Source organism: Sediminibacillus terrae, assembly GCF_009602435.1.
In the GTDB taxonomy this organism is placed as follows: Bacteria; Bacillota; Bacilli; order Bacillales; family Amphibacillaceae; genus Sediminibacillus; species Sediminibacillus terrae.
Genome location: NZ_VZDQ01000011.1, coordinates 284157 through 298846, shown reverse-complemented (window position 1 = coordinate 298846; position 14690 = coordinate 284157). Strand labels below are relative to the sequence as shown.

Here is a 14690-nt window from a genome sequence, read left to right as displayed (position 1 = left end):
GAAAAGGGGGAGTAACAGATGCACATGCACAAGTATGAAAAAATATGGCTGATTTTTGGCGGTATCACATTGATTGTATTCCTGTCGGTAATCGGCGTCAGCGCGTTTGCCATGGGACATCATCCGCCAAGCGACATGACGACAATCGATCCGGAAAAAGTGAAGGAAACAGCACCTTTCGATGACCCTGGTCTGAAGAAAATCGGGGACAATGAATATGAAGCGGTGATGGTTGCCCAGGCGTTCATGTTCGGGGAACCCTTAGAAGTGCCGAAGGGGGCGACCGTTCATTTCAAGGTGACGAGCGCGGATGTGGTTCATGGTTTTTCGATTCCGGGGACGAACGTGAACATGATGATCACACCAGGGCATATCAATACGATTACCCACACGTTCGACGAAGCCGGTGAGTTTTTGATCATTTGCAATGAATATTGCGGAGTCGGACATCAGGCCATGAGCGGAAGGATAGAGGTGAATTAAATGGAAACCACGTTGATCAATCGGAAAGATGCGAAATTGAGTCTTGCCCACATTTATGTAGGCTTTATCGCCGTATTGCTTGGAGGGATTGCCGGACTGCTGCAAACCTTCGTCCGCAGCGGGGCGATCACATTGCCAGCGGGGATTGGCTATTATCAGCTGTTGACCGCCCATGGCGTTCTGTTAGCACTTGTATTCACTACTTATTTTATAATTGGATTTTTGTACTCGGGCATCAGCAAAACAACGGGAACGCTGGCTGAAGGACCGCGAAAACTTGGCTGGGCCGGCTATTATGTCATGACAACAGGAACCGTGATCACCACGATCATGATCTTGACCAACGATGCCAGTGTGTTGTACACATTTTACGCGCCGCTTCAGGCCTCGCCATGGTTTTATATTGGGCTTGCACTTGTCGTGATCGGAAGCTGGATCAGCGGAGCCGGCATGTTCCGTCAGTACCGTAATTGGAAAAAAGCCAATCCAGGTCAGCTTTCTCCGTTATTCAGTTTCATGGCAGTGATGACAATGCTGCTTTGGCTGATCGCCACACTGGGCGTGGCAGCTACCGTCGTCCTGCAATTGATTCCATGGTCATTCGGCTGGGTGGACACCATCAATGTCCTGTTGAGCCGCACTCTGTTTTGGTATTTCGGCCATCCGCTTGTCTATTTTTGGCTGCTGCCTGCTTATATTTGCTGGTATGTCATCATTCCGAAAATCATTGGCGGAAAAATTTTCAGTGATTCGTTGGCCAGATTGTCCTTTGTCTTGTTCTTGCTGTTTTCGATCCCGGTCGGCTTTCACCATCAATTGCTCGAATCCGGAGTATCGCATACATGGAAGTTTATCCAGGTAACCCTGACCTTTATGGTCATCGTCCCTTCGTTGATGACAGCCTTCTCCTTGTTTGCCACCTTTGAATTGAGCGGCAGGCAGAAGGGTGCTAGAGGATTGTTCGGATGGGTGAAAAAATTGCCATGGAAGGATGCACGGTTCTTTGCACCATTTATGGGAATGCTGATATTCATTCCTGCCGGGGCAGGGGGCATCATCAATGCCAGTAACCAACTGAATCAAGTCATTCATAACACGCTTTGGGTCACCGGTCATTTTCACTTGACGGTAGCAACCAGTGTCGCTTTGACCTTTTTCGGAATTGCTTATTGGCTGATCCCGCATTTGACAGGGCGGACTTTGACAAAGAAAATCAACTTGCTTGCCAACATCCAGACAATCATTTGGGTAGTAGGGATGGCGATGATGTCCGGGGCGATGCATACGGTCGGATTGTTAGGGGCCCCGAGAAGAACCGCTTATACGACATATGGTGATTACCCCGATGCATTGGGGTGGATTCCTTATGAAGTGGCAATGGCTGTCGGAGGGAGCTTCTTGTTTATCGGCATTCTCGTCTTGATTTACATTGTCGTCCATTTGAGCTTTTTTGCACCAAAAGGGGTGGAAGCGTACCCTATCGGCGAAGTGGCGGATCAGGCAGAACGTACTCCGGCAATCCTGGAAAATTGGAAGCTGTGGATCGGTGTTTGCGTCGCATTGATCTTGTTCGCTTATACCATCCCGATTATGGAAATTATCGAAAATGCTCCTCCGGGATCGCCTGGATTCAGGCTTTGGTGACATAAAAATATAAAAATCTATTCCATTGAAAAAACATGCCGGAATCCTCGAGGACACTGAAAAGTCCCTTCTAATCTAAGAGAGCTGTTAAAGTTTGTTGTTGATTCTCCCGAATCGCTTATCGGTGGATGCTTGCCGCGGGCACGGCCTCAGCTAACTTGGTCAAGAAAATCACTTGACCAAGTGGATCTTTGGCTCGTGCTGTTCCCGCAGGCGTCACCACCGAACGCTCATCGTGGAATCAACCGATGGTAAAACGAAAAAGAGTGATTTTCTTTGATTTATAAAAGAAAGTCACTCTTTTTTCTTGTACCAGGAAAGTAATACATAAAAGGAAGGGATTCGATGTAAGATCGATGGCGATTTTCACAGCTAATGTGAAACGAATCGTTAAACGAATGAAGGAATAGATGGCATAAATCACTTGAAATTAGATAAAAAGTGGTCAGTATGGAAATTCAGTTCCATACTGACCACTTTTTTAAAATTCTACTTTTCAAAGACCTTCAGTTTTTCAATTGTCGAATCCTCTGGCATGTTTTTGTTTATCTCTTTCTAAGTGAAAATCAGTTCAGTATCCGGTACATCATCAGGTCATCGACATACATTCCATCTAAAAAAAACTCATCTACCAATCTTCCCTGTTCTCTATATCCGTTGCGTTCATAAAAGTGGATTGCTGAGAGATTGGTTGTCATTACACGCAGACATAGTTTATGGATGCCCTGTTTTTTTGCTTCTTTTTCGACAAACCGCAAAAGGGTTGAACCAACTTTTTGTCCCTGAAAGTCTGGATGGACGCCAATCACCAACTCCCAAACGTGTCGGTTGGAATCTAGCGGTATAGGACTCCGATAACTGATAAAACCTGCAACAGATTCATCGATTACAGCAACGTATTGACTGCCGGGCGGACAGCGTTCCTCATAAGCGGCAAGCGATTCCCACTTATGTGGGTGTGGTGTGTTTTCTACATTCCAGATTAGATTGTTCAGCTGCATTAATTGCTGTGAATCCTGGTGCAAAGATGGACGTATTTTCAAGATATTCCTCCTTGACGATTACCCGACCGGCTTGGGCCTTGAGGATGGGTAACCATGTCTCTCACGATAATTTTTTCTTTCAGCGGTAAATTCAAACCACTGTTTCTTGCTGTCCGGGTTTTCTGCATAATATACCACACAGCGAAGCTGATCCTCTACACACGGATCAACTGGTGTACGGAGCTTCTTTTCCAGGCAATCCAGTAATTCAGCCGGATTTTCGCCACGTACATCCTCGAACGAGTACTTCCCGAGGTAATGCACCAGATTTTCAGCCATCCGGCAGCCAATCGACGGTATTTGCTGGAAGGTTGCCAATCCTTTTAACAATCGGGCTCGATCATAAGTGATATCCATTAAATCAGATAGCGTTTTTAACTCTAAATTGGCAATCTGATTGAGTCTTATCTTCGCTTTTCGTAAGCAGCTTCTCTCTTCTGCTGTCAGCGGAAGTTTAGGGGTTTTAGTTGTGCACATGTAATCACCTCTATTCCGAATAGTTGCCTCCTGATTTAATTCGACTTAACCTGCTGCTTTCCTTTAAAAATTTTCTTTATTTTGCAGGATTTTCGGTGATTTTACTAGTAATTTTGTAAGGAGAGCAGGAGGGATGGATACAGAAGCCGATTGGGCATTAACGGTACGTAATCGGCAGCCCTTCAAAATATACAATCTGCGAAATCCGGATATGAAGTGCCCGCGTTTTACTTATGTTCAATTGGATATGATCCACAGCAACGCCACTAAGCAGCCCCTCCACTTTTCCTGCAGTGGTCATCACGCTGATTTGCTGGCCTTGGTGCCGGCTTAGATGATCGACATAGACGGGTTCGAAAGGGGCCATATACTGTGTAGGCTGGGGCAAAGCCGGGACTGAGTAAACGGGAGTGGTAGGGGAGGGCATTTGGTTGATATATGCCGGCTGGACAATCGGCTGCAGCATCACAGGGGTTTCTTCAGGTGTTCCGCTGCGTGCTTCTGATTCGGTGTTCAGCTGGGAACGATCGTTTTCTTCCATATTCCTATCACGTTCCTTCCATTGATGTATGGCTTTATATGTATGCCGCCAACATCCCGATTATGCGGTCTATAAGGAGTTGACAAGGAGTGTTAGTGACAAATCATTGTATATTGCGACTGTTACAGCCTGGTGATTACAAAGGGATTCTGCAGCTTTACCGAAATGAGAAAGTGAGAAAATATCTTGGCGGCACGGTACCGGAACATAAAATCAGCGAAAACTTTCAGCAGTTATTTGCCTCTGGTACGCCCTCTTGCCATTGGGCGGTAAGGGAGAAATCAACGGAGAGCTTTATCGGCACGGTTTCGCTCGATCTCCATCACGATGGGCATGCTACCGAGGTATCGTATCAATTTCTCCCTGTGTTTTGGGGGAAGGGCTATGCAACAGAAGCTGTCAAAGCCGTAATCGATCATGGGTTTGCTGCTTTGGGGCTTCCAGAAATAGTGGCAGAAACACAAACGGAAAATGAACGATCAAGACGGCTTTTGGAAAGGTTGGGAATGGAAGAGTCACGATCAGTCGAACGTTTCGGTGAACAGCAAACGATTTACCGATTGCTGCATATGAATTGATTGATTGTTTTTTTACGAGTAAAAAGCCTGATAGAAATGCCGGTAGGTGTCTTGTTGCGATCTTATGTCCGAAAGTGGAACATACATCCAGCCCATTTCCTCCAGAAAGGCGTCATATCTTCTAAGTAGCTCTGTCTGCTGCAGAGCCATCTCTACATGGGCATTTCTCACCGCCATGTCCTTCATCATCAAAGCAGAAGAAAAATTGTCGTCAGCCATTTGCTTAGCCGTGGAGTGGACCTCCAAGGCAATCCACTGGTCGTTTTCTCCCGCTTCTCCATTTTGCCAGTTTTCATATCCTTTTTCCTCGAATACATATAAAGGCGGTACCTCAATTGGTTCATGATAAGCAGGATCAATAAAAGCGAGCATGATATGGACATGACCCTGCATGGCATTGGCCTGCTGACGGATGATTTTTTTCAATTGTGGCGACTGGACCATTCGCTGGTAAACGTTCAGTTTATGGATGATTCCCTTGTGCGCAGATAAGTGCTCGGCCATGATTCCCAAATCGGCTGCAGGAAGAATGTGCATAACAGCACCTCCGGTAAGTTGTGTTGGTTTCACTATATGAATGGGCAGGGGGTGATGTGTATCTGTATAACTGCTTACTTCTTTTGTTGACTATGTTCGTCTGTTTTATCTCTTTTCGGGAATGGGTACAGCATAAAGAATGAGCTGTACCGAAGAAAAGAGGTGGAAATATGGACAGAGCGAAAAAGAAAGCGCCTGGTGCCGTTTTTTACGTCAGCTTTTGCATCATCGTATTGTTCGTCGCTTGGGGAGTCGTTTTTCCGGAGCAGTTGAGCCAGGCATCGACAGCCGGTCTACATTGGATGCGCAATTACTTCAGCTGGTTTTACATGCTGGCTACGACCATTTTTGTATTGACTTGCTTGTATCTTGCCATCGGTCCTTACCGGCATTTGAAGCTGGGCAAGCCTGACAGCAAGCCCTCTTACTCCTTTTTCACCTGGCTCGGGCTTTTGTTCGCGGCCGGGATGGGTGTCGGTCTCGTTTTCTGGGGCGTGGCAGAACCGGTTCTGCATTATGTAGAACCGCCGCCGGGCTACGAGGCGGAAACAAATGAAGCAGCCAAAGCTGCATTGACTTACAGTGTCTTCCATTGGGCGCTCCAGCCCTGGGGAGTATTTGCGATCATCGGCTTATCGATGGCGTTTTTTAAATTCAGGAGAAATCGGCCCGGGTTGATCAGCCATGCCTTTTATCCTTTGCTTGGCGAACGGACGGATGGAGTAGTGGGAAAAGTGATCAACATTTTTGCCACGCTTGCCACTGCAATCGGAGTGGCCACCACCTTTGGACTCAGCGCCATGCAAGTGAGCGGCGGAATTTCCGAAGTCTTCGGAACGCCGAATAGTAAAGTGACACAGTTGATTATCATTGCAGTTGTCACCGGCTTGTTCATCACCTCGGCGGTTTCCGGGGTAAACAAAGGCATGCGCTACTTAAGCACAAGCAATATTATCATCGCAGGGGTACTGATGGTTTTCGTACTGGTTCTCGGCCCGACCGCCTTTTTGCTGGAAAGCTTTACGACGGCGGTCGGGCAGTATATCGGTCAATATATCCCGCTAAGCTTATCGTTGTCCCCTTATTCGGATGGTTCCTGGCGGGGACAATGGACGATTTTCTTTTGGGCCTGGGTCATTGCCTGGGGACCCTATGTCGGGACGTTTATTGCCCGTATTTCACGAGGCAGGACGATCAGAGAGTTCGTTTTCGGTGTCTTGTTTGTCCCGGCTTTGCTTGGGGCGATATGGTTTTCCATCATGGGCGGCACCGGCTTGCATATGCAAATCAGCGAAGGCATCGACATTGCCTCCAGAGCGCAACAGCATGAGGAAGTGGCATTCTTCATGATGCTCGGCAACCTTCCGATTGGATTGGTGTTGAATATATTGGGTATTTTGTTGATTACGATTTTCTTCATTACTTCAGCTGATTCTGCAAGTTATGTGTTAAGTGTTTTGTCTTCAAAAGGTACACTGAATCCTAAGACGCTGACGAAGCTTTCCTGGGGTTTTCTGATCTCGATCACGGCAGCGGTTTTGCTTCTAAGCGGAGGACTGGAAGCACTGCGCGCAGTGGCGATCATGACGGCGATGCCGTTCACAGTGATCATTCTCGTGATGATTGTGTCGTTGATCAAAGGGCTCCGGGAAGAGTTCGGCAAGCATCCGACAAGTTGAAAAACCGGCAGGTAAGCTGCCGGTTTTTGTTAGTCTTAGGAAGATGTGCTTACGGCGGGAATTCTCTCTATAGGTGGAGCTATTCATAACTGCTTATAAACACTTTCACGGTATGGCTGGAAGCCTTTGTTATGATAAAAAGTCTTGGCCGATTCATTGGCGGTCCAGTAGTCCAGTTCAATGCGGCTAATTCCTTCAGACGCGGCCCTGTCGAATATTTCTTCCATTAACCTGGAACCAAATCCTTTACCTTGATAAGCGTTTTCTATGCTTATTTGATGGACATAAATGGATTGGTGTGTTTCCAGATAGGCAATGCCAGGATAGGTTCTTTTTTCAATCCAGGCAAAGCCGGCTGGCTGTTGGTCCTCTTCAACGAGTAAAAAGGTAAATTCCGGTTTATCGACGATGCTTTCAAAGAAATCAAGCGCTTTTTCGGCATTGTATTCAGCGAAAATATCGGGATAAAGCTTGCTGTGAAGCTGGTGTACGGTTTCGTTCAGTTTTGCGATGGATTGGCAGTCGCGGGTTTCATGGATTTTCAAGTTTTATTCCCCCTGTTAACGGTTTGCTTGTATTATAGCTTATAATAGACAAGTGTAGGGTGGAAGTTTAGCACTCATACTAGAAACGAAATGAATAGAGACAACGGAAAGGATTTTTTATAAATGTCACAAGCAATCGAAATGTTATTTTCAGAGCCTCGGCCGTATTTGCGTTCAGCGTGGGAAAAGGCTGGTTTCACAGAGCCGACAGCAATCCAGAAAAAAGCAATTCCGGAGATACTGCAAGGAAAAGATGTGATTGCAGAATCACCGACAGGCAGTGGGAAGACGCTTGCTTACATATTGCCGCTTTTACAAAAGGTGGATCCTGAGAAAAAGCATGTACAGGCAGTGATTCTTGCTTCCTCTCATGAACTGGTCATGCAAATCCATAAGGAAATCCAAACCTGGGCTGCCGGCAGCGGAATCGGCAGTGCATCACTTATCGGCGGAGCGAACATTAAACGCCAGCTGGAAAAGCTGAAAAAACGGCCGCAAATCATTGCAGGAACACCGGGAAGGGTGCAAGAACTAATCAACAAAAAGAAATTGAAGATGCATGAAGTGAAAACAATCGTATTGGATGAAGCAGATCAGTTGGTGGTCTCCGAACATGAGAAAACAATCCAGTCCATCATCAAAAGCACCTTGAACGAACGGCAGCTGCTGGTATTTTCCGCTACCATTTCCAAGGAAGTGGAAGAAGCTGCCTTGTACATGATGGAAGAACCATCCATTATTCGTGTTGGCAGAGAAGAAACAGATACCCCTCCTGTCGAGCACGGCTATTTAGTAGTAGAGGCGCGAGAAAAGCTGGAAGTGCTGCGCAAACTGATTCGTCGGAAGGACCATATAAAAGCGTTGGCCTTCGGCAATGATATCGGCAGTCTCACCGTCCTTGCCGAGAAGCTGGAATACAAGGGAATCAACGCTGGTATCCTGCACGGAGATTCTAAGAAGCAGGAACGGGAGAAAACAATCAAGGCATTCCGCTCAGGTGAATTGGATCTTCTTTTGGCGACAGATGTAGCTGGAAGAGGGCTGGATATCAAGGATATTACCGATATCATCAACATCGACCTGCCTGGAGAGACGGATCAATATATCCACCGAGCCGGACGAACTGGCAGGCTCGGTACTGCTGGTGGAGAAGTCCTGTCCATCATAACAGCACCGGAAGAAAAGAAACTCAAACGGTATAGCAGCCAGCTAAACATCCCGATAACCAGAAAAAAACTGTACAAAGGAACCTTGCGATCTTATTAGAGGGGAACTAGAAGAGGGGTCAGTCCCTCCAAGCGGTCAGAATCAAAAAATGACCGCTTGGAGGGACTGACCCCAAACTGCTCATTAACACGACAAAGAGAAGCAGAAATATTGGAGTGACAGGGTGTGGAGCGGTTTGGGGTCTGACCCCAAACCGCTTTCTTCTGCGAAATAACCAGAAGAAGGGACAGTCCCCGAAACGCTCATAAAAGCAGAAAACTGTTTTTCAAACGGTTTCGGGGACTGTCCCCTCCATTTTTTTGGAACTTTTTGGCTGGGTGATCGTATAAGTAGTAACAAGGAGTATAGAAATGGATAAATTGTTTTACCTAAAATCATTTATTAGGAGGGACTCTGCATGACGATGTTTGGCTGGATTTTTTGGGGAGCGATCGCGCTGATAGCAGTCGCTGCCATTATTTTAAAGTTCAAATTTAACATGAAGTCGCCAGATTCCACTAAATCGGCTGCTCAAATGCAGGCGGAGGAAAGGGCGAGAAGCCATTTCGACAAGCTGCCGCCCGGTGGTGGGTTCGGTGGCTAATGTTCTTCTTGCTGCTCAGGATAATCGCAGTATTCGATGATGGTGCCATCTGTATCAGCTGGATTTAAATATACCAAACGCCGCCCATGCTTGTTGACGCGCAAACTGTCGGGCAAAGTGCGAATTCCTCTTTCCTTTAGATCCTCCAGGGCTTTCTCCAAGTCATGGACGTGATAGGCGATATGATGGACTCCTTTACCTTTTTGCCTGATGAATCGGGCGATGGGGGAGGTTTCATTATTCGTCGGGTTTAGCAGCTCGATGCGGCTTCCGTTCACCTCCATAATGGCAATTTCGCTTTCGACACCTTTTGCTTCACTCCGGTAACGGTCGATGAGTTTTCCGCCCAAAACGTTCTGATAAAATCCAATGCTTGCTTCTAAATCACGGACTGCGATTCCAACGTGATCGAGTTCGTATGGCATAAATATCTCCTTTCATCTAAAAGCTTCGTCTTATTTTACCATATTGCCAGATAACCTATAAATCTTAAAAAGGTCGGTGGATTCTATGCAACACTTATTTCTTTTCGGCGGCAGCCCGCCATTTACGCCAGAGTTGGGCAAGGTTTTTGCTGAAACTGCCAGTCAGGCAAACAAAAAAGTTGCCATTTTATTCTTGGAGAGAGAGGGGTGGCGGGAGTATATGTCGAAGTATACTTCGGTGTTAAAGGAGCATGGTCTGCAGGACTTCTTTTACATGCCGCTTCACCCCCGCGTCTCAACTAGTGAATTGGAACAGTTGGACGCATGCAGCGGAATCGTCATCGGCGGAGGAGATACCGTTCGCTACCGTGACTACATAGTGGATACGCCGATTGGTGAACGGATAAGGAAGCGTTACCTGTCGGGAGTGCCGGTCGCCGGATTTTCTGCAGGAGCGTTGATCAGTCCGGAGCACTGTGTCATACCTCCTGTCGACAATCGGGAAGGAAAACATTTATTTCTTCCTGGTTTGAAGCTAATCGAAGATACTATCATCAGTGCCCATTTTACGAAGTGGAAGGAAGAAGCAAACCTGCAAAAAGCACTAAGGAAAACGGCCGTTCCCACTGGTTATGGCATAGACGATGATGCTGGTTGTTATTTTAAGAATCAGTCATTGGTTCTAACAGAAGGAAATATCAGAGTAATGAGAGGATGAAGGGGGAGTAAGATGGTTCAATTGGCTGAGGACTATAAAAAACGTTCGATTCGCTTTTTGGAAATTTGGCAAAAGCAAGGTTGGCGGATGAAGGTTTACGGTATTTCCTATCAGGGAGGGCAACCGAGGAAAGAACTGGTCGATACAGCCAGAACATTAGCATTGCAGACAGTGCCTTTTCCGGCGATGAACAGCGACCGTTACGGCGTCGGGTTCATCGGCGTGCACGATGGGAAGGATTCAGATTTTATTTTCATCGACTGGTGGTCCAATGAAAATGAACTAAACCATCATGTGTATATTTCAAAACATGGAGAGAAACCGCAGTTTGAATATTGCACACCAAAAGGACTGATAGCCTGTACGTGGGATCTCAAGGTTTTGAATTTCGAAAGGGACTGCTGGGTGATGGCGGTGCTAAACAATCCAGCCGGCACTCCCGATATAGAACAGTATTTGCAGTATCACATGAACGAGGACTTCTAAGCTATTATAAGAGGAATACCTCTCTACAGCGGATATTGTTCATACAACACCCTGGCTGTGCCACGTTAACGAGTGGGATGTTGTAGCATCAGTTAGCATTCGAGTCATGGACAGGGCTGAGGATTTGTATCGAAAGCATGTTGGTGCAACAAAATATGTGAAAACCATTAAAAAAGGGTCTTCGAGATATTCGAAAACCCTTTGACAATTCTAATCTTTTAAGACGGAAATGGCGTTTGATAGCTTCTGGGCAAAATCTTCCGGTTTTTCCACGGCTTGAACGTGGAGGTATTTGATATTCGGCTCAGCGAACAACCAGTGATTATGCAAAGCAGTAATCGTAAGATCGTTTTTACCGAGTGCCCTGGTGAAGTCGGGTATTTCTTCCGGGAGTACCACGATTTCAGCATGATTCAAGGCTGTACCGTCTTCTTCCAGGGATTCAAAATGAATTTCCATCGATAATTCGCTTTTGAAGGGACGCCCTTGAACCGTGACGTCCAAGTCCCGTTCTTTTTCTGCTTCGCACATCCCGTCTTCGACTTCGGTTTCTACTCCCAGGATGTCCCCGAAGGTTTTCGCTATTTCCTGGATATCTGGCATGCTAGTCATCTCCTTAAAAGCTTTTATGTCATTCTATTTCCCTATGCACTAAATCCTACACCCTTGATGCGGAAAAAATCTTATCAGTTATTGAAAGAAAAGAGGAGAAGCAATTTGATTACCATAAAAAAAGCCCAGCCGGAACATGCTGCGGGTATTGCCCGTGTGTGTACGGTAGCCAATTGGGCCACATACAGGAACATTCGGAGTACGACATATATAGAAAGAGTCATTGAAGAATTTTATAACGAGCCGCGTATTCTCAAGGAAATCGAACAAACCAGCAGATCCTGGGGAGGCTGGTTTGTAGCGATGGAAGAGGGGAACGTAATCGGAGCAGCGGGCGGGGGAATGACGGAAGAAAAGGAAGCCGAGATATATGTACTTTACCTAGATCCGGAACGGCGTAATGAAGGGATTGGAACCATGTTGTTAGAGGCAGTTACGGAACAGCAAAAACAATTGGGTGCAATCAAGCAATGGGTGTCCGTAGCGGAAGGTAACCAAAAGGCGATACCATTTTACGAGGCTCGAAGTTTTCAATTCCATTCCCGACAGGCGGACTATGGAAGTTCCCAGGAAGAGCGTTACCAATCACTCCGCTTCGTGCGCTTCTTCTAACCAAAGGCAAGATTGCAGAGAGAGGTGGATTTTAATGGAGGGTACCTTGACCGCAGTAGTGCTGTTTCTGATTATCGCAGCAAGCATTGCCATGAAATTCAGAAAGGCAATCGGCTTCAAAGTAGTTCATTCTGCGTTCTCCTTAGAAGAATACAGCAGGATCGCTTCCCGGCTTGAGCAAAATGGAATCCACTTCAAGATAACGTCCCACCAGAAAAACCATGTACCAATCGGGACGGCTCAACCGATCAAGACGGGAGAAACCTTAACCCAGTATGACTTTTTGGTGAAAAAAAGATATGCAGCCCGGGCCCGGCATGTTTTGCAAAATGAGAGGGGTTGATTTTTTGACGTGGAAATGGAAAGATTTTGCCGTCATTCTCCCTGGCGCGATTGGAACCTGGATGTTTTTTCGTGATGGAAATACGGCGATGGGCATCTTGTGTCTCGTTTGCGGCTTCATTTGGGTAGTTGGCACAGTGAAGGAATATCGCAAGAATGATTCCCAGGATTAAAAAAACCAAGCTCTCCAATTTAGAGCTTGGTTTTTGTTTTACCATTGTATTTCGACCGGGAGGACCTTTTCGATAGCTGGTTGGTAGCTAGTGGCTTCTTCTGGTTTTAACCAAATGTGGATGGTGCCACTATCGTCACTCGACCTGATCAACCTGCCGATCCCTTGCCGAAGCCGGAGAAGCATATAAGGCTCATCAACCGATTCAATCGGATTGACAGCATGCTTTCGTTTGGCCTGAAAGACAGGATCATGCGGCGGGAAAGGAAGAGAAACGATGATTACCTGCGTCAAAGCATCCCCCGGGACATCCAACCCTTCCCATAAGTGATAGGAACACAGCACCGAAGACGGATCCAATTGAAACTTACGGACTGTTTCACTGATTTCCCGATCTCCTTCATAAAGCATGCTGAAGGTCCAGTCTTGCTTGTCCGCCCAGGAACGGAACAAATCCATCTCTTGTTTGGAAGAGAAGAGAAGCAGAGAACGCCCTTCATTTTCGTGTAGTTGTTTCCTGATTCTGCTCCACTTGTCTTCCTTGTCGACGTGTCCGAAAATACCCATTTGTCTCTCATAATCAAATGGGGAGGAGACAGAAAAAGAGTCATAGGACGCAATCCCCAAACTGTCTGCCAAGTGGGAGAAATCTCCTCCTTGCGATAAGGTGGCCGACGAGAAGATGAACGGAATGCTTTGTGAAAAGACTTCTTTTTTCAGTACATCTTCCACTAAACGCGGCATGATAACCAGCGTCGTATCTGTTCCGGTTTCTTCCAGCCAATATATTCCTTCATCGTCTTTTAACAAAATCGATAACCCATAAGAGAAAAACTCCAAATATTCTTCAATGATGCGGATGTGGTAGGGATCGATGGTAAACAGTTCAGAATCGAACACCAGCTGTTCCAGAACCTGTTGTACTTTTTCATTCAAAGTGCGCGCCATTTGCATTAGGTTGTCCGAAAGCGTGACCTCTTTACGGGAGGATCCTTCCACTATCGTCGACTTTTCGGATAAAAGGTCAAACCAATCCTCATGAAGGGCAAGAATATCTTCGATCAAATAAAGGGTTTCTTCCCGTACATCCTGACTCATGTAACCTGTCAACACCTTGGTCAACGTGTCGGCATGGAAACGGTACGTCAAGCCTTTTTGTGCAGCAAACTCCAACAGATGTCCCTCATCAAACACTACACAACTGGCTTCTGGCAGCAATGGCATTTGGCCTTCCCGTTTCCTCGATTCTTTTGTCCAGACATGCTCCATGTAGAAGTCGTGGGAACAAATAATCAAGTCAGTGGCATGGCGATAATATTCCCTGTTCAGTGTCTGGCCGCTCCGGTGTCGCCACTCACAAGTAGAGCATTGCTGTAAAGGATCCCAGGCGATTTTCTCCCATGTTTGGTTGGAGACCCACGGATATTCTTTTCGGTCGCCATAGCGCTCGAATGCCTGCATGGATGCCCCCTGGTCAAAAACGAAGTCCGGTATTTGATCGTGGACAGCCAATACGCTTTCATCATCGGTCCGATTTGCCAGGGCGTCCAGTTTTCGCACACAGACGTATTGCTCCCTGGATTTGGCCAGACGTACATCGACGCTGAGACCGAGAGCTTCCTCCAGCTTTTCGATATCGCCGCCCTTTTTGACCAGTTGTTCGATCAACGTTTCATCCGCACAGGAAATGATAGCAGGTTTACGTTGGTGGCGTGCATAACAAATGGCATAAAGCAGGTAAACAAACGTTTTTCCCGTACCGACGCCTGCTTCTGCAAATATGGTCCGCTTGTTTTTAAAGGCTTGTTCCAATTGAAAAGCCATGTAAATTTGTTCATCTCTCAATTCGTACCCTTGTTCCGGTAACATATCGTAAAAAACGTCGCCTACATAGTCGCCGAGGCGATCATAAAAATTTTCCGTCTTGTCAACGGTAAATGGAAGTGAACTTGTTTTAGACATAACATTCTCCTCAAATACATGATC

19 protein-coding genes are annotated in these 14690 nt (G+C 46.5%); 11 read left to right on the top strand and 8 right to left on the bottom strand.

Annotated elements, in window-relative coordinates; all coding sequences use genetic code 11:
- Positions 1-18 precede the first annotated feature (18 nt).
- Both F6X55_RS04075 and F6X55_RS04070 read left to right on the top strand, forming a co-directional pair.
- Positions 19-483, top strand: coding sequence for a cytochrome c oxidase subunit II (locus F6X55_RS04075; protein ID WP_026571780.1), 465 nt, complete (start codon positions 19-21; stop codon positions 481-483).
- Positions 484-2127, top strand: a complete 1644-nt coding sequence (locus tag F6X55_RS04070; RefSeq protein WP_026571781.1) for a b(o/a)3-type cytochrome-c oxidase subunit 1 — start codon at positions 484-486, stop codon at positions 2125-2127. It abuts the gene before it with no gap.
- Positions 2128-2693: 566 nt separating this feature from the next.
- On the opposite strand, the gene F6X55_RS04065 is transcribed toward F6X55_RS04070, so the two are convergent.
- From F6X55_RS04065 to F6X55_RS04055, 3 genes are all read right to left on the bottom strand, one after another.
- Positions 2694-3170: a GNAT family N-acetyltransferase gene (locus F6X55_RS04065; RefSeq protein ID WP_026571782.1), complete on the bottom strand. Its 477-nt coding sequence runs from the start codon at positions 3168-3170 to the stop codon at positions 2694-2696.
- An 18-nt stretch (positions 3171-3188) separates the two neighbouring features.
- Entirely contained in the window at positions 3189-3647 is a 459-nt protein-coding gene (locus F6X55_RS04060) for a helix-hairpin-helix domain-containing protein (RefSeq protein WP_026571783.1), read from the bottom strand.
- A 157-nt stretch (positions 3648-3804) separates the two neighbouring features.
- The gene (locus tag F6X55_RS04055) at positions 3805-4188 is read right to left on the bottom strand and encodes a DUF2642 domain-containing protein (protein ID WP_081718234.1); all 384 of its coding nucleotides are present in this window, start codon (positions 4186-4188) and stop codon (positions 3805-3807) included.
- An 89-nt stretch (positions 4189-4277) separates the two neighbouring features.
- Here F6X55_RS04055 and F6X55_RS04050 point away from each other — a divergent pair, with 89 nt between their 5' ends.
- Positions 4278-4766 (top strand): GNAT family N-acetyltransferase, encoded by a 489-nt coding sequence (locus F6X55_RS04050; protein ID WP_026571785.1) that lies wholly within the window; start codon positions 4278-4280, stop codon positions 4764-4766.
- Between the two features lie 12 nt (positions 4767-4778).
- Here F6X55_RS04050 and F6X55_RS04045 read toward each other — a convergent pair whose 3' ends face one another.
- Positions 4779-5303 (bottom strand): hypothetical protein, encoded by a 525-nt coding sequence (locus F6X55_RS04045; RefSeq protein ID WP_026571786.1) that lies wholly within the window; start codon positions 5301-5303, stop codon positions 4779-4781.
- A gap of 170 nt (positions 5304-5473) precedes the next feature.
- Between F6X55_RS04045 and F6X55_RS04040 the strand changes: the two genes are divergently transcribed.
- Complete coding sequence (locus tag F6X55_RS04040; protein ID WP_153462063.1) at positions 5474-6982, top strand: BCCT family transporter; 1509 nt, start codon at positions 5474-5476, stop codon at positions 6980-6982.
- A gap of 83 nt (positions 6983-7065) precedes the next feature.
- Here F6X55_RS04040 and F6X55_RS04035 read toward each other — a convergent pair whose 3' ends face one another.
- Positions 7066-7527: a GNAT family N-acetyltransferase gene (locus F6X55_RS04035; RefSeq protein ID WP_153462061.1), complete on the bottom strand. Its 462-nt coding sequence runs from the start codon at positions 7525-7527 to the stop codon at positions 7066-7068.
- Between the two features lie 123 nt (positions 7528-7650).
- On the opposite strand from F6X55_RS04035, the gene F6X55_RS04030 reads away from it, so the two are divergent.
- The gene (locus F6X55_RS04030; RefSeq protein WP_026571788.1) at positions 7651-8793 is read left to right on the top strand and encodes a DEAD/DEAH box helicase; all 1143 of its coding nucleotides are present in this window, start codon (positions 7651-7653) and stop codon (positions 8791-8793) included.
- Positions 8794-9151: 358 nt separating this feature from the next.
- The gene (locus F6X55_RS04025; RefSeq protein ID WP_026571789.1) at positions 9152-9337 is read left to right on the top strand and encodes a hypothetical protein; all 186 of its coding nucleotides are present in this window, start codon (positions 9152-9154) and stop codon (positions 9335-9337) included.
- Here F6X55_RS04025 and mce read toward each other — a convergent pair.
- A complete protein-coding gene (gene mce / locus F6X55_RS04020) occupies positions 9334-9762 on the bottom strand; it encodes a methylmalonyl-CoA epimerase (protein WP_026571790.1) in 429 nt (142 codons plus the stop codon). The genes F6X55_RS04025 and mce overlap by 4 nt on opposite strands.
- 85 nt (positions 9763-9847) lie before the next feature.
- Between mce and F6X55_RS04015 the strand changes: the two genes are divergently transcribed.
- Together F6X55_RS04015 and F6X55_RS20165 are read left to right on the top strand one after the other, a co-directional pair.
- Positions 9848-10480 carry a Type 1 glutamine amidotransferase-like domain-containing protein gene (locus tag F6X55_RS04015; RefSeq protein WP_237648594.1) on the top strand — a complete coding sequence of 211 codons (633 nt, stop codon included), beginning with the start codon at positions 9848-9850 and terminating at the stop codon, positions 10478-10480.
- Between the two features lie 12 nt (positions 10481-10492).
- Positions 10493-10966, top strand: coding sequence for an isochorismatase (locus F6X55_RS20165; protein WP_237648593.1), 474 nt, complete (start codon positions 10493-10495; stop codon positions 10964-10966).
- Positions 10967-11176: 210 nt separating this feature from the next.
- On the opposite strand, the gene F6X55_RS04005 is transcribed toward F6X55_RS20165, so the two are convergent.
- A complete protein-coding gene (locus F6X55_RS04005; RefSeq protein ID WP_026571792.1) occupies positions 11177-11569 on the bottom strand; it encodes a DUF1259 domain-containing protein in 393 nt (130 codons plus the stop codon).
- A 114-nt stretch (positions 11570-11683) separates the two neighbouring features.
- Between F6X55_RS04005 and F6X55_RS04000 the strand changes: the two genes are divergently transcribed.
- The 3 genes from F6X55_RS04000 to F6X55_RS03990 are packed head-to-tail and all read left to right on the top strand — an operon-like array spanning position 11684 to position 12705.
- Positions 11684-12190: a GNAT family N-acetyltransferase gene (locus F6X55_RS04000; RefSeq protein WP_035427498.1), complete on the top strand. Its 507-nt coding sequence runs from the start codon at positions 11684-11686 to the stop codon at positions 12188-12190.
- A 34-nt stretch (positions 12191-12224) separates the two neighbouring features.
- Entirely contained in the window at positions 12225-12533 is a 309-nt protein-coding gene (locus F6X55_RS03995) for a hypothetical protein (RefSeq protein WP_026571794.1), read from the top strand.
- Positions 12534-12537: 4 nt separating this feature from the next.
- Positions 12538-12705: a hypothetical protein gene (locus F6X55_RS03990; RefSeq protein WP_153462057.1), complete on the top strand. Its 168-nt coding sequence runs from the start codon at positions 12538-12540 to the stop codon at positions 12703-12705.
- Positions 12706-12743: 38 nt separating this feature from the next.
- On the opposite strand, the gene F6X55_RS03985 is transcribed toward F6X55_RS03990, so the two are convergent.
- The gene (locus F6X55_RS03985; protein WP_026571795.1) at positions 12744-14666 is read right to left on the bottom strand and encodes an ATP-dependent DNA helicase; all 1923 of its coding nucleotides are present in this window, start codon (positions 14664-14666) and stop codon (positions 12744-12746) included.
- Positions 14667-14690: the final 24 nt, after the last annotated feature.

Excerpts from the sequence above, each read along its gene's own strand:
- F6X55_RS04075 (WP_026571780.1), top strand. The coding sequence starts at position 19 with ATGCACATGCACAAGTATGAAAAAATATGGCTGATTTTTGGCGGTATC.
- F6X55_RS04070 (WP_026571781.1), top strand. The coding sequence starts at position 484 with ATGGAAACCACGTTGATCAATCGGAAAGATGCGAAATTGAGTCTTGCC.
- F6X55_RS04060 (WP_026571783.1), bottom strand. The coding sequence starts at position 3,647 with ATGTGCACAACTAAAACCCCTAAACTTCCGCTGACAGCAGAAGAGAGA.
- F6X55_RS04055 (WP_081718234.1), bottom strand. The coding sequence starts at position 4,188 with ATGGAAGAAAACGATCGTTCCCAGCTGAACACCGAATCAGAAGCACGC.
- F6X55_RS04045 (WP_026571786.1), bottom strand. The coding sequence starts at position 5,303 with ATGCACATTCTTCCTGCAGCCGATTTGGGAATCATGGCCGAGCACTTA.
- F6X55_RS04040 (WP_153462063.1), top strand. The coding sequence starts at position 5,474 with ATGGACAGAGCGAAAAAGAAAGCGCCTGGTGCCGTTTTTTACGTCAGC.
- F6X55_RS04030 (WP_026571788.1), top strand. The coding sequence starts at position 7,651 with ATGTCACAAGCAATCGAAATGTTATTTTCAGAGCCTCGGCCGTATTTG.
- F6X55_RS04025 (WP_026571789.1), top strand. The coding sequence starts at position 9,152 with ATGACGATGTTTGGCTGGATTTTTTGGGGAGCGATCGCGCTGATAGCA.
- mce (WP_026571790.1), bottom strand. The coding sequence starts at position 9,762 with ATGCCATACGAACTCGATCACGTTGGAATCGCAGTCCGTGATTTAGAA.
- F6X55_RS04015 (WP_237648594.1), top strand. The coding sequence starts at position 9,848 with ATGCAACACTTATTTCTTTTCGGCGGCAGCCCGCCATTTACGCCAGAG.
- F6X55_RS20165 (WP_237648593.1), top strand. The coding sequence starts at position 10,493 with ATGGTTCAATTGGCTGAGGACTATAAAAAACGTTCGATTCGCTTTTTG.
- F6X55_RS04005 (WP_026571792.1), bottom strand. The coding sequence starts at position 11,569 with ATGCCAGATATCCAGGAAATAGCGAAAACCTTCGGGGACATCCTGGGA.
- F6X55_RS03995 (WP_026571794.1), top strand. The coding sequence starts at position 12,225 with ATGGAGGGTACCTTGACCGCAGTAGTGCTGTTTCTGATTATCGCAGCA.
- F6X55_RS03985 (WP_026571795.1), bottom strand. The coding sequence starts at position 14,666 with ATGTCTAAAACAAGTTCACTTCCATTTACCGTTGACAAGACGGAAAAT.